The organism is Amycolatopsis sp. NPDC045836, from assembly GCF_056431745.1.
The window spans coordinates 259,646-272,082 of record NZ_JBWKKF010000004.1 but is presented as its reverse complement, the minus strand read 5'-3'; the positions used below and the strand labels follow the sequence as shown (position 1 = coordinate 272,082).

General features: G+C 70.8%; 17 protein-coding genes. 12 read left to right on the top strand and 5 right to left on the bottom strand.

What is annotated here, in order from left to right; translation table 11 throughout:
• Positions 1-62 precede the first annotated feature (62 nt).
• The 3 genes from AC07EG_RS08665 to AC07EG_RS08655 are packed head-to-tail and all read right to left on the bottom strand — an operon-like array spanning position 63 to position 2,383.
• Entirely contained in the window at positions 63-329 is a 267-nt protein-coding gene (locus AC07EG_RS08665) for an HPr family phosphocarrier protein (RefSeq protein ID WP_478252404.1), read from the bottom strand.
• A gap of 42 nt (positions 330-371) precedes the next feature.
• A complete protein-coding gene (locus tag AC07EG_RS08660; RefSeq protein ID WP_478252403.1) occupies positions 372-1,601 on the bottom strand; it encodes a PTS transporter subunit EIIC in 1,230 nt (409 codons plus the stop codon).
• Positions 1,598-2,383 carry a GntR family transcriptional regulator gene (locus AC07EG_RS08655; RefSeq protein WP_478252402.1) on the bottom strand — a complete coding sequence of 262 codons (786 nt, stop codon included), beginning with the start codon at positions 2,381-2,383 and terminating at the stop codon, positions 1,598-1,600. The genes AC07EG_RS08660 and AC07EG_RS08655 overlap by 4 nt, the downstream gene beginning before the upstream one ends.
• Positions 2,384-2,609: 226 nt before the next feature.
• On the opposite strand from AC07EG_RS08655, the gene AC07EG_RS08650 reads away from it, so the two are divergent.
• Positions 2,610-2,846, top strand: a complete 237-nt coding sequence (locus AC07EG_RS08650; protein WP_478252401.1) for a PTS sugar transporter subunit IIB — start codon at positions 2,610-2,612, stop codon at positions 2,844-2,846.
• On the top strand, positions 2,843-3,298 hold the full coding sequence (locus AC07EG_RS08645; protein ID WP_478252400.1) for a PTS sugar transporter subunit IIA: 456 nt from the start codon (positions 2,843-2,845) through the stop codon (positions 3,296-3,298). The genes AC07EG_RS08650 and AC07EG_RS08645 overlap by 4 nt, the downstream gene beginning before the upstream one ends.
• A 55-nt stretch (positions 3,299-3,353) precedes the next feature.
• On the opposite strand, the gene AC07EG_RS08640 is transcribed toward AC07EG_RS08645, so the two are convergent.
• On the bottom strand, positions 3,354-3,770 hold the full coding sequence (locus AC07EG_RS08640; protein ID WP_478252399.1) for a QcrA and Rieske domain-containing protein: 417 nt from the start codon (positions 3,768-3,770) through the stop codon (positions 3,354-3,356).
• Between the two features lie 121 nt (positions 3,771-3,891).
• Here AC07EG_RS08640 and AC07EG_RS08635 point away from each other — a divergent pair, with 121 nt between their 5' ends.
• The 10 genes from AC07EG_RS08635 (at position 3,892) to AC07EG_RS08590 (ending at position 12,020) form a co-directional block, all read left to right on the top strand.
• A complete protein-coding gene (locus AC07EG_RS08635) occupies positions 3,892-4,269 on the top strand; it encodes a hypothetical protein (protein WP_478252398.1) in 378 nt (125 codons plus the stop codon).
• On the top strand, positions 4,266-4,778 hold the full coding sequence (locus tag AC07EG_RS08630) for a sigma-70 family RNA polymerase sigma factor (protein WP_478252397.1): 513 nt from the start codon (positions 4,266-4,268) through the stop codon (positions 4,776-4,778). Before AC07EG_RS08635 ends, AC07EG_RS08630 begins: the two co-directional genes overlap by 4 nt.
• Positions 4,775-5,401 (top strand): anti-sigma factor family protein, encoded by a 627-nt coding sequence (locus AC07EG_RS08625; protein WP_478252396.1) that lies wholly within the window; start codon positions 4,775-4,777, stop codon positions 5,399-5,401. Before AC07EG_RS08630 ends, AC07EG_RS08625 begins: the two co-directional genes overlap by 4 nt.
• Positions 5,402-5,500: 99 nt before the next feature.
• The gene (locus AC07EG_RS08620) at positions 5,501-6,124 is read left to right on the top strand and encodes a prepilin peptidase (RefSeq protein WP_478252395.1); all 624 of its coding nucleotides are present in this window, start codon (positions 5,501-5,503) and stop codon (positions 6,122-6,124) included.
• Positions 6,125-6,189: 65 nt separating this feature from the next.
• Positions 6,190-7,377, top strand: coding sequence for a chorismate synthase (gene aroC, locus AC07EG_RS08615; RefSeq protein ID WP_478252394.1), 1,188 nt, complete (start codon positions 6,190-6,192; stop codon positions 7,375-7,377).
• Complete coding sequence (locus tag AC07EG_RS08610; RefSeq protein WP_478252393.1) at positions 7,374-7,919, top strand: shikimate kinase; 546 nt, start codon at positions 7,374-7,376, stop codon at positions 7,917-7,919. Before aroC ends, AC07EG_RS08610 begins: the two co-directional genes overlap by 4 nt.
• Positions 7,919-9,025 carry a 3-dehydroquinate synthase gene (aroB, locus tag AC07EG_RS08605; protein WP_478252392.1) on the top strand — a complete coding sequence of 369 codons (1,107 nt, stop codon included), beginning with the start codon at positions 7,919-7,921 and terminating at the stop codon, positions 9,023-9,025. The genes AC07EG_RS08610 and aroB overlap by 1 nt, the downstream gene beginning before the upstream one ends.
• The gene (gene aroQ / locus AC07EG_RS08600; RefSeq protein WP_478252391.1) at positions 9,022-9,456 is read left to right on the top strand and encodes a type II 3-dehydroquinate dehydratase; all 435 of its coding nucleotides are present in this window, start codon (positions 9,022-9,024) and stop codon (positions 9,454-9,456) included. The genes aroB and aroQ overlap by 4 nt, the downstream gene beginning before the upstream one ends.
• 32 nt (positions 9,457-9,488) lie before the next feature.
• Positions 9,489-10,403, top strand: coding sequence for a GNAT family N-acetyltransferase (locus AC07EG_RS08595; protein ID WP_478252390.1), 915 nt, complete (start codon positions 9,489-9,491; stop codon positions 10,401-10,403).
• A 105-nt stretch (positions 10,404-10,508) separates the two neighbouring features.
• Complete coding sequence (locus AC07EG_RS08590; RefSeq protein WP_478252389.1) at positions 10,509-12,020, top strand: glycoside hydrolase family protein; 1,512 nt, start codon at positions 10,509-10,511, stop codon at positions 12,018-12,020.
• On the opposite strand, the gene AC07EG_RS08585 is transcribed toward AC07EG_RS08590, so the two are convergent.
• Positions 11,993-12,427 (bottom strand): B-4DMT family transporter, encoded by a 435-nt coding sequence (locus tag AC07EG_RS08585; RefSeq protein WP_478252388.1) that lies wholly within the window; start codon positions 12,425-12,427, stop codon positions 11,993-11,995. The two genes, AC07EG_RS08590 and AC07EG_RS08585, sit on opposite strands and share 28 nt — an antisense overlap.
• Between the last annotated feature and the right edge of the window lie 10 nt (positions 12,428-12,437).

Sequence of the window (12,437 nt, the reverse complement as noted above, 5' to 3'; positions counted from 1 at the left end):
ACGCTGGGCGCACAGGAAAGCCGCCCCAAGGCAAGGCCCCGGGGCGGCTTTCGGCTCTCCTGCTACGCGTCGAGGTCGCTCTCGATCAATTCAGCCACCGCCTCGATCGCGGCTTCCGCGCCTTCGCCTTCGGCGGTGATCACCACTTCGTCGCCATGGGCGGCGCCCAGCGTCATCAGGCTGAGCACACTTCCCGCCGCGACGGGAGTGCCGCCGTCCTTGGCGATCGAGACCGCCACCGGCTGGGCCGCCGCGGCCTTGGCGACCAGCGCGGCCGGCCGGGCGTGCAGCCCCACCTTGCTCGCCACCTTGACACGTCGCTCCGGCATTGAGCCGTCCTTTCCTTGTGGTGCTTGTTTTCCGTTGTGCGCTTACTTCGCGGCCGTGGCGTCGAGGTCGGCCTCGATCGAGTCGTCCTCCTCGCGGCCCGGGGTCCGCAGGTTCCACTTCACGATGACGAAGCGGAACAGGAAGTAGTAGATCACGGCGTAGACGAGGCCGATCGGGATCAGCAGCCAGACGTTGGAACTCGCCGCCGGGTGCGTCGAGTTCAGTGCGAAGTCGATGGCACCGGCGGAGAACGAGAACCCGAGGTGGATGTCCAGTGCGTTGACCAAGGCCATCGAGATGCCGGTCAGCACCGCGTGGATCAGGTACAGCGGCCAGGCCACGAACATGAACGCGAACTCGATCGGCTCGGTCACACCGGTGAGGAACGAGGTGAACGCGGCGGCCACCATCACGCCACCGACGACCTTCTTCTGCGACGGCTTCGCGGTCTGCCAGATCGCCAGCGCGGCGGCGGGCAGCGCGAACATGAAGATCGGGAAGAAGCCGGTCATGAACGCACCCGCGGTCGGGTCGCCGTCGAGGAACCTGGTCAGGTCACCACCGTCGAAGATGAACCACACCGGGACGTTGATCAGCTGGTGCAGGCCGACGGGGATGAGCAGGCGGTTGACCAGCCCGTAGATACCGCCACCGACCACGTCGCTGCTGGTCACGGCTTCGCCGATGTTCTGGATGCCGGCGTCGATGACCGGGAAGATCAGGCCGAAGATCACGCCCAGCACCAGCAGGACCAGCGAGTTGATGATCGGCACGAACCGGCGGCCACCGAAGAAGGCCAGGTAGGTGGGCAGCTTGATGCGGTGGAACCGCTGCCACAGCACCGCGGTGACCAGGCCGACGATCACACCCGCGAGCACCGAGTACGGCCATTTGACCGGGGCGAGGTACCAGCCCTCCTTGAAGCCCTCCAGCTCGTTGATCGGCGCGAACACCTGGACGACCTTGTTGAAGACGATGAAGCCGACGACCGCGGCGACACCGGTGGAGCCATCGCCCTTGCGCGCGAAGCCCACCGCGATGCCCACGGCGAACAGCAGCGGCAGCCAGTCGAGCAGGCCACCGCCCGCGGCGCTGAGCACGGCGGCGACCTTGTCCCAGCCGAGACCGTCCTTGCCGAGCAGGTCGTCCTGGCCCAGCCGCAGCAACAGGCCGGCGGCCGGCAGGGTCGCGATCGGGAGCATCAGGCTGCGGCCGAACCGCTGCAGACCGGCCAGCCCCTTACCCCTCGCCCCCGTTGTGGTGGCGCTCATCGGGTACCTCCATGTTTGGCGGGGTTACCGGAATCCGGGGAACTCCGGTCCAACTGCATAGTCACCTGGTAGTGATCTCCCCGGTACCAGGAAGTCATGTCCTCCACCGGCGCTCCGGCCATGCTGGAGACGCGGCGGAAGACGAGCAGCGGACTGCCGGTACGGATACCGAGCAGCCGTGCGGTCTCCTTGTCCGCCGACTCGGCCCAGACGGTCTGCCAGGCGTGGTCGAGGCGGATGTCCTGCTCGGCCAGCTGCGCGTACAGCGACCGGGTGAGGTCCAGATCGAACAACCCCGCCACCTTGACGGGGTGGTACCAGCCGCGTTCCACGGCCAGCGGGACCCCGTCGGCGCGGCGCAGCCGCTTGAGCCGCAGCGCGGTGGCGCCCTCGGCGAGGCCGAGCGCGCTCGCGGTGGCCGCGGGCGGGACCTCGGTGGTGGTGCCGAGCACCTCGGTGGTCGGTTCCAGGCCCCGGCGGCGCATGTCGTCGGTGAACGACATGAGGTAGAGCTGCAGCTCCATCCGGCGGCTGGCGGTGAACGTGCCCTTGCCCCGCACCCGGGACAGCAAGCCCTCTTCGACCAGCTTGCCGATCGCCGAGCGCACCGTGAGCCGGGAGACCTGGTAGCGCTCCGCCAGCTCCCGTTCGGACGGGATGGGGGAGCCGGGTGGCAGCTCTCGCTCGACCGCGTGCCGCAGGATCTCCCGCAACTGCGCGTGCTTCGGCGTCGGACCGTCGACGACGCGGTCGGGCCGGGAGGGGAACGCCGCTGCGCTCATACCCTCCACCTCCTTCCGCCGACTCCGGGCCCCTGGTGCTCGCACCGGAGCGCGAAGATTGGTACGTTCCGGTCTAGACCATTCATTGATGGGGCAGAATGCTCCGCTGACTGATCGGGTGTCAACAGCCGTTACGAGTTCGTGCTCGTGATCGGCACCGGTACCGGCGATCGGCGTAGTTGTGCCTGGCGCGAATGCGCCGGGCCCGGATTTCAGGAGGTCACCGGTGGCGGACGACAGGCCGGAACAGATCCTCGCGGCGCTCGGCGGCGCGGACAACGTGATCGAGATCGAGGGCTGCATCACCCGCCTTCGCTGCGAGCTGGAGGACGGCTCGGTCATCGACGAGGCGGCGCTGAAGAAGGCCGGCGCGATGGGCGTGGTGAAGATGGGCTCGGTGGTCCAGGTCATCGTGGGCCCCGAGGCGGACACGATCGCCAGCGACATCCAGGACCTGATGTGAGCCTGGAGATCCAGAGCCCGGTGGCCGGGCGCACGGTACCGATGAGCGAGGTCCCGGACCAGGTCTTCGCGCAGGCGATGGTGGGCCCGGGGATCGCGGTGCAGCCGTCCGGCGGCCGGGCCGACGCGGTCTCCCCGGTCGACGGCACCGTGGTCACGCTGCACCCGCACGCGTTCGTGGTGTCCACCGAAGACGGCCGCGGGGTGCTGGTCCACCTGGGCATCGACACGGTGCAGCAGAAGGGCGAGGGGTTCACCCTGCACGTGGTCAAGGGCGAGGCCGTGCGCGCGGGCCAGCCGTTGATCAGCTGGGACCCGGAGGCGGTCACGGCTGCCGGCTACTCCGCCGTGGTCCCGGTGGTCGCGCTGGACGCCCAGGCCGACGCGCTCTCGTCGCTGAAGACCGGCACCGAGGTCACCGAGGGCGACGCGTTGTTCACCTGGAACGACTGAGCCGGAATCGGCGGACGGCCCCGGGAGCTGAGCTCGGCTCCCGGGGCCGCTCGGTTCAGGCGCTGAGCACCTGGCCGTTCTCCACCTTCACCGCCACCGCGGGGAGCGGCGTCTCCGCGGGACCCTGCCGGACCGCTCCGGTCAGGGCGTCGAAGACCGAGCCGTGGCACGGGCAGGTCAGGTCCTTGCCCTCGGCCTTGACCGCGCAGCCCTGGTGCGTGCACACCGCGCTGAACGCGACCGCGGTCGAATCGGTCGGGCGGGCGACGATGATCTCCTGGTCACCTGATTTGACGGCTTTCGCCTCGCCGACCGGGATGTCGGCCAGCGCGACGAGCGCCCCGTTGCCGGCGGCGGTGGTCGGGGAGTCGTCCGTTCCGCACGCCGTGAGCGCGGCCGTGCCGGCGGCCACACCGGCGACGGCGGCTCCGGTGACCAGGACGGTGCGGCGGGTGTGTTGTTCGGCAGTCATGCCCTCTCACACGATGCGGGTACCGATTCGGTTCAAAATCGGTCCGCCGACTGAACCAACGGGGTGCCGCGCCCGTGTGGTGGAAGTAGTGTCCTTCCACACGCGCGCAGGGGAGTCGGCCATGTTCACATGGGCGTTACGGTTGCTGGTGGTCGCGGGGCTGCTGGTCTCCGCGTGGATCCACTTCGACCTCTGGCAGCTGGGGTACCGCGACATCGACCTGATCGGCCCGTTGTTCCTGGTCAACGTGGTGGCGGGCGTGGTGATCGCGCTCGCGGTGCTGTTCTGGCGCCACTGGCTGCCGCTGCTGGCCGCCGCCGGGTTCGGTGCGGTGACCCTCGGCGCCTTCTTCCTCTCGGTGACCGTCGGCCTGTTCGGCATGAGGAACGAACTCTTCTGGGGCTCTTCGCAGGTGTGGGCGGCCGTCGCCGAGGGAGCCTGCGTGGTGTTCGGGCTGGCGGCGATCGCGGTGCGCGACCGGGACGGCGCCCGGGTGTGAAGGACGCGCCGGAAGACGAGTTGATGCGCGCGCTGCACTCGGACCACGCGGCCGCGCTCTGGTCCTACGCGTTGAGCCTCACCGGCAGCAACACCGCTCGCGCCGAGGACGTCGTGCAGGAAACACTGTTACGTGCCTGGAAACACCCCCGGGTGCTCGACCAGTCACAGGGATCGGCACGCGCCTGGCTGTTCACCGTGGCGCGCCGCATCGCCATCGACGACTGGCGCTCGGCGGCCTCCCGAGCCGAGGTCACCACCGACGCGCCTCCGGAGCAGGCCGTACCCGACGACACCGAACGCGCGTTGCAGGGATGGCTGGTGGCGGAGGCGCTCGGGCAGTTGTCCGAGCGGCACCGCGAGGTGCTCGTGCTCTGCTTCTTCCAGGGCCTCTCGGTCGCCGACGCGGCCAGGCGATTGGGGGTCGCCGAAGGCACCGTGAAGTCGAGGACGCATTATGCGCTCAGGGCGTTGAAGCTGGCGCTGGAGGAGAAGGGGGTCGTGCGGTGAACGATGACCCCTTCGCGTCCTACGACGCGGCCTACGTGCTCGGCGCGCTTACCCCGGAAGACCGCTACGCGTTCGAAGCCCACCTCGAGGTCTGCCGGGAGTGCGCACGCGCCGTCCGGGAACTGGCCGGGCTGCCCGGACTGCTGTCGCAGGTGCCTGCCGACGCGTTGAACCCGGTCGCGCGCGAGCCGCGCGGGTTGCGTTCGTCGCTGATGCGGCGGGTTCGCCGGATTCGACTCCGCCGCAGGTGGACGACCGCGGGAGCGCTCGCGGCGGCCGCGGCGCTGGTCGTGGTGGTGGCCTTCCCACTGACGGCGCAGGAGGAACCCGGTAGTGCGATGGTCGCGCTCGGCGAGTTCCCGGTCGAGGCGGTCGCGCAGGTCAAAGACGTGCCCGGTGGCTCACGGGTTGAAATGAAGTGCAGCTACGACGGCGGCAAGGTGGGTGACTACCTGCTGGTCGCGGTCAACCGGGAAGGCCAGGTCGACGAACTCGCCAGCTGGCGGGCCATCCCCGATGACACCGCGCAGATCTCCGTCGCCACGACGTGGCACCGCGCCGACATCGCCGCGCTGGAGATCCGCACGACGGCGGGCAAGCCGCTGCTGCGCTGGGAGCCTTGAGCACGCGAACGGTCCGTTCGCACCGGTTTACCCGGGGTGTTGCTCCGTTGGCGCCCCACCTCATTTGCCAGCATCCCAAGATCGTCCGAGTCTGACGACGTGCCTTGGTTCTACTTCCCCTGTGCTGTCCTCACCGGCTGGCTGGCGGGCCTCGCCGGTCGCTGGGCGCTGCGCCGCACCACGCCTCCCGTGCGCGTGCCCGGGTGGTGCGCTGTCACGGTGGTCGCGTTGTCGTGGCCGCTGCTGGGCTTGCTCGGTGTGCCGTCGTGGTGGTTGCCCGTACCGCTGGCCGTGGTCGCCGTTGCGGTTCCGCTGTTCGTGGTCGATCTGCGTGAACGGCGGTTGCCGGATGCGCTGACCCTGCCCGCCTACCCGATCTTCATCGCCGCGCTCGCGTTCGCCGCGGTCGAGGGCGGGCCCGGCTTACTGTGGCGAGCGGTGCTGGGCGCGGTGGTGTTCGGTGGGTTGCACGCCGTGACCCATTGGGTGATTCCGCACGCACTGGGTGCCGGTGACGTCAAACTGACCGGCTCGCTCGGGCTGGTTCTCGGTGCGGTCGGCTGGACGGCCATGCTGGTGGCTATCGCGGTGGCCGCGCTGGTGACCGCTGCGTTGGGTTTGCTCGCGCGCATCCGCGGTTCACCCATCTGGGACGACGGTGTTCCGCACGGGCCCGGTCTGCTGACCGCCACCGCCGCGGTGGCGTTGTTTCCCGGTCAGTGAGAACCCCGCCGGCGGGCGTGGAGGGTGTGCGCCGGGGCAGGTCACCGGCGTGACAGGATCGTGTCGTGTTGCGCTGGATGACCGCAGGTGAATCGCACGGGCCCGCCTTGGCCGCCGTGCTCGAGGGCATGGTGGCCGGAGTCGAGGTCACCACCGCCGACGTGACCGAACAGCTGGCTCGCCGTCGGCTCGGGTTCGGCCGGAGCCCCAGGATGGGCTTCGAGAAGGACCGCATCGAGTTCCTCGGCGGCGTGCGGCACGGCCTCACCCAGGGTGGCCCGGTCGCCGTGCAGATCGAGAACGCCGAGTGGCCCAAGTGGGAGAAGGTGATGTCGGCCGACCCGGTCGACCCCGCTGAACTCGAGGGCCTCGCGCGCAACGAGCCGCTGACCCGCCCGCGGCCCGGTCACGCCGATCTGCCCGGCATGCAGAAGTACGGCTTCCACGAGGCGCGGCCCGTGCTCGAACGGGCGAGCGCGCGGGAGACCGCCTCGCGCACCGCGCTCGGCACGGTCGCGCGGGCGTACCTGCGGCAGTTGCTCGAGGTCGAAATCGTCAGCCACGTGGTTTCGATCGGCGGAGCGGAGGCACCGGAGGGGCCGCTGCCCGGCCCGCAGGACCTGGCCGCGATCGACGAGAGCCCGGTGCGGGCGTTCAGTGCGGAGGGCACCGAGGCCATGGTCGCCGAGGTGGACGCCGTGCGGAAGGCCGGTGACACGGTCGGCGGGGTGATCGAGGTGATCGCCTACGGGCTGCCGCCGGGCCTCGGTTCCCACGTGCACTGGGACCGCCGGCTCGACGCGCGCCTCGCCGGCGCGCTGATGGGCGTGCAGGCGATGAAGGGCGTGGAGGTCGGCGACGGTTTCACGACCGCGAAGCGGTGGGGGAGCCAGGCGCACGACGAGATCGACCGCGGCACCGGTCCCGTCGGGGTGACCCGCCGGTCGAACCGTGCGGGCGGGCTCGAAGGTGGCATCACCAACGGGGAGCCGGTGCGCGTGCGCGTCGCGATGAAGCCGATCTCGACCGTGCCGAAGGCTTTGTCCACAGTGGACGTCACCACCGGTGAACCGGCGGTCGCCATCCACCAGCGGTCGGACGTCTGCGCGGTGCCGCGGGCGGGCGTCGTGCTCGAATCCGTGGTGGCACTGGTGCTCGCCGATGCGGCGCTGGAAAAATTCGGCGGTGACTCACTGGCCGAGAGCAAGCGCAACGCGGAGGGGTACCTGCGAGCGCTCGAGGAGCGCTGGTGAGTCCGCGCGCGGTCGTGGTCGGCCCGCCCGGTTCAGGCAAGAGCACTGTCGGGCGTCTGCTGGCGGAACGGCTCGAGGTCGAGTTCCGGGACACCGACGACGACATCGTCAACCGCGCCGGCAAGTCCATTTCGGACATCTTCGCCGACGACGGTGAACCCGCTTTCCGAGTCCTGGAAGAAGAAATGGTCGCGGTCGCGCTCGCTGAACACACCGGGGTGCTGGCCTTGGGCGGCGGGGCCGTGCTCTCGGAACGCACACGCGGTGCGCTGGCCGGGCACACCGTGGTCTTCCTCAACGTCGGCATGGCCGAAGGGGTGCGCCGCACCGGGGTTTCGTCGGCGCGGCCGCTGCTCGCCGGGGTGAACCCGCGTGCGACCTACAAGGCGCTGCTCGACGCGCGGCTGCCGGTCTACCGCGAGGTCGCCACCGTCGAGGTCGATACCGATGAACTGATTCCCGCCGACGTGGTCACCGCGATCGAGGCGCGGCTGGGGAAAACCGGCGGGGTCGAAGCCGCACAGCACGAACGGGGAGCATGATGTCCGAACCGGTCCGTATCCAGGTCAAGGCGGGTACACCGTACGACGTGGTGGTCGGCCGCGGCCTGCTCGGCGAACTCACCGACACCGTTCGCGACGCCTCGAAGATCGCGCTGATCCACCCGCCGACCCTCACCACGACGGCGGAGGCCATCCGCGAGGAGTTGAGCGAGGCCGGTCTCGACGCGCACCGCATGGAGATTCCGGACGCCGAAGACGGCAAGGCGCTCTCGGTGGCCGGGTTCTGCTGGGAGGTGCTCGGCCGGATCGGCCTGGATCGGCGCGGGGTGGTGGTCGGCCTCGGCGGCGGCGCGGTGACCGACCTGGCCGGTTTCGTCGCGGCGACCTGGATGCGCGGTGTCCGCCTGGTCAACGTGCCAACCACGCTGCTCGGCATGGTGGACGCGGCGGTCGGCGGCAAGACCGGCATCAACACCGACGCCGGCAAGAACCTGGTCGGCGTGTTCCACGAGCCGTCCGCGGTGCTGGTCGACCTGGCAACACTGGAGACCCTGCCCCCCAACGAGCTGGTCGCCGGCATGGCCGAGGTGGTCAAGGCCGGGTTCATCGCCGACCCGCGCATCCTCGAGTTGATCGAGGGGAGCCCCGCGAACGCGCTGGACACCCAGGGCGATGTCCTCGGTGAGCTGGTCCGGCGCGCGATCCAGGTGAAGGCCGACGTGGTCTCCGCCGATCTGCGCGAGTCAGACCTGCGCGAAATCCTCAACTACGGGCACACCCTCGGCCACGCGATCGAACGGCGTGAGCGGTACCGCTGGCGGCACGGGGCGGCGGTGAGCGTCGGCCTGGTGTTCGCGGCTGAACTGGCCCGGCTCGCGGGGCGGCTGGATGACGAGACTGCTGACCGGCACGCCGCCGTATTGCGACTGCTCGGCCTGCCGACCACGTACGACGCGGACGCGCTGCCGCAGCTGCTCGACGGTATGCGCACGGACAAGAAGACCCGCTCCGGTGTGCTGCGCTTCGTCGTGCTGGATGGACTGGCGAAGCCCGGGCGCCTGGAGGGCCCCGACCCGGCGCTGCTGGCGGCGGCGTATTCGGCGGTCGCCGCGGACAAGAGCGGTGGCGGGAGCGTGCTGCTGTGAAGATCTTCGTGTTCAACGGGCCGAACCTCGGGCGGCTCGGCAAGCGCGAACCCGGCGTTTACGGCGCGTCCACCCACGACGACCTGGTCCGACTCTGCGAAGAAACCGGAAAGTCCCTGGGAGTGGAGGTCGAGGTCCGCCAGACCGACCACGAGGGCGAGATGGTCACCTGGTTGCACGAGGCGGCGGACGCCGGTGCGGCCGTCGTACTCAACGCGGGGGCGTGGACCCACTACTCGATCGCCGTGCGAGATGCCGCTGCGCAGTTGACGGCGCCGCTGGTCGAACTGCACATCTCGAACGTGCACCGGCGTGAGGCGTTCCGGCACCACAGCGTGCTCTCGGACATCGCCGCCGCGGTCATGGCCGGGTTCGGGGTGGCCGGTTACGGACTCGCCATACGATGGCTGGCGGAGCAGCAGACGGGCTGACCGCCACCGAAAAACGACATCTGGGGGGATGCGTGGTTCCGGTACTCACCACCGAACGGCTCAGGTTGCGCGGGCTCACCCGCGAGGACACTGACGCCGTGTTCCGCATCTTCGCCGACCCGGAGATGAGCCGGTTCTTCCAGTCGGACCTCGCTGACCCGGTGCAGTGCCACGCGATGATCGAGCGCCGGCTGTCCTACGACGGGCCGCCGGAACTCGGGCACTGGGTGGTCGAGCGGGACGGCGAAGTCATCGGCTTGGCGCACCTGCGACCGTCCTGGGAGCTGCCGGGCGAAGTGGTCGAACTCGGCTACTTCCTCGAACGACGGCACGGCGGCAGCGGATTGGCGACGGAAGCCGCGGCGCGACTGGTGGACTACGGGCTGGTCGAGCTGGGTGCACCGGCGGTCTGGGCGCTGATCCGGGAGGACAACGTCTCCAGCGTGAAGCTGGCGGAGCGCCTGGGCTTCCTGGACGTCGGCAGCGGGGTGCACTACGGCGCCGAGCACCGGGTCCACGTCAAACTGCCGGGCACGCACGGCACGGTGCACCACATCGAACTCTGGGTGCCGGACCTCGCCGAGGCGGAGGCGAGTTTCGGCTGGCTGCTCGGTGAGCTGAGCTGGCGCGAGTTCCAGCGATGGCCTGCCGGGGTGAGCTGGAAACGCGGTTCGACCTATCTCGTGGTGGAGCAGTCACCGGCGCTGACCGCCCGCGAGCACCGGCGCTGCGACCCCGGGTTGAACCACCTGGCCCTGCACGTGGCCACCGCGCAGCAGGTCGACCGGCTGGCCGGGGAAGCGGGAGCGCACGGCTGGAAGCCGCTTTTCGCGGAGCGGTACCCGCACGCCGGGGGTGAGCGGCACTACGCCGCCTACCTGGAGAACGCGCACGGGTTCGAGGTCGAACTCGTCGCCACGCCAGCAGGCCCGCACTCGAACGGGTGAACCTCTCCGTACACTGAGTCGTAGTAAGTCCCGTGTCGCGTGCCCGTCGACACGTACGTGTCCACCGGCTCGGGAGCACGATTGTCGTTCCGCAGGTCCCCGCGCGTGCGCGTCGCGCTCACCTGGCTCCTGGGTGCCGCCCTGGTCGCCGGGTGCACGCCCAGCCGGGCGCAGTCGCAGGCCGAGGGCGCCGGGCCGGGGGCCGTGGTCGGCGGGGAGGCGCCGCCACCGGGCAGCCCGGTGCCGCCGCCGGTGATCCCGCCGGGCGCGTCGCCCTCGGTCGACGCGGCGCGGCAGTCGGCGGGCGTGGTCGCGGCCGGGGGCATCGGGGCGCCCTACAACTACGGCCCCGCGGTGATGCAGGACGGCGACCGCACCCGCATGTGGTGGTGCAGCCAGTACCCCGCCGCGCGCCCGCCGGGCGACGACATCCTCCACGCGGAGGCGGCGGGCATCGGCGGCCCGTTCAACGGCGCCGGCGGCGGCCCCGCGCAGGCGGTGCTCTCCGGCAACCCCGGCGCGTTCGACGGGGTGCACACGTGCGATCCGTCGGTGCTCAAGGTCAACGGGGTCTACTACCTCTACTACACCGGCGCGGCGGGCGACCACGCGCTCGGCAACTCCATCGGCATGGCGACCAGCCCCGACGGCCTCAACTGGACCAGGGCCAACAGCGGCAACCCGATCCTCAACCCGGCCCGCGACACCCACCGCGACAACACCTACGGCGCGGGGCAGCCGGCCGCGGTCTTCCTCGACGGCTGGTTCTACCTGATGTTCACCGACACCACCGGCCGCGCAGCCGGCTGGAACGGCGCGGGCCAGTTCATCGTGCGTTCGAAGGACCCCGCCTTCCTCAACGGCGTCGAAGCGCTGGGGGAGCGCGGCTTCGAACCGGCCCCGAGCACGCAGGCGCCCCGCACGCGTTCCCTGGTCGACGCGTTCAGCGCCGACCTGATGTGGATCGAGGCGCTCGAATCCTTCGCCGTCGCGCACGAGACCGAAGACGGGACGACGGTCACCTTCCTCGACCGCGACTTCAGCCTGCGCCCCTACCCGCCGGTGCTGGTGCCCGGACCGTGGAAGGAAGGTCCCGGCCTGTTGCGCCAGCCGGACGGGCACGCGCCGATCTCGGTGGACGACCCCTGCGGCCGGATCCCGCTGGACGTGGTCCGCGCGACGATGACCGGCGAAGCGGGGGCACCGACGCACCTCAAGCACTTCGGCATCGACCTGCACGGCATCGACGGCTGCGGCGACGTCAACCGCATGCTCACCGTGCTCGACGGCTTCGCCATGCCCTCACCGGTGCGCACGATGGACCTGGTCGCCGGCGGCAGCGTGGTCCGGGTGGACCGGCGCACGGTGGCCGACCGGCTCGCTGTCCGGCTGCTCGACCGCCGCGTCCCCGGCCTGGACCGGGTGCCGGTGGCCGCGAAGCTGGCCGCCGGGGTGCCCGCCGTGCAGGCGCCGACCGGCGGCACCGGCCTGCTGCTCGACGACGGCAAGCTCTGGGCCGTGCGCCCGCCGGGGATCGCCGAGTTGAACGGGTCGGCCGTCACCCCGATCAGCGACGAGCAGTGGAACAGCTATCCGGCGGGCTTGGCCCTTGGCTGATCCGGTGACTCCGCCGGGTGGCGCCCGATCCGGTCACCGGCGAACAGGCCGAGCCACGCCGGGACCAGGATGAGCAACGCGGTGAACGCGGCCCCGCCGGTCAGCGCGTCCGGCAGCGCTTCGAGCCCGGTGCGGTCGACGAACAGCGCGCGGCCCGCCACGTCGAGCACCCCCGCCACCGGCCCGGCCACCAGCGCGGCGATGAACCACGTGCGGCCCCGGTCGGGCGCCCCGCGCCAGGCGTCCAGCGCCGCCCACAGCACCGAGGCGCCGACGAGCAGCGCGATGATGCCGACGGTCAGCACGTCCAGCTCGGTCGGCCGGAACACCGCGGCCTTGGCCCGCAGCACCGACGCGACCGCGTGCAACACCGCGAGGACCAGCGCACGCGTTACCCAGCCTGCCATCCGCACACTG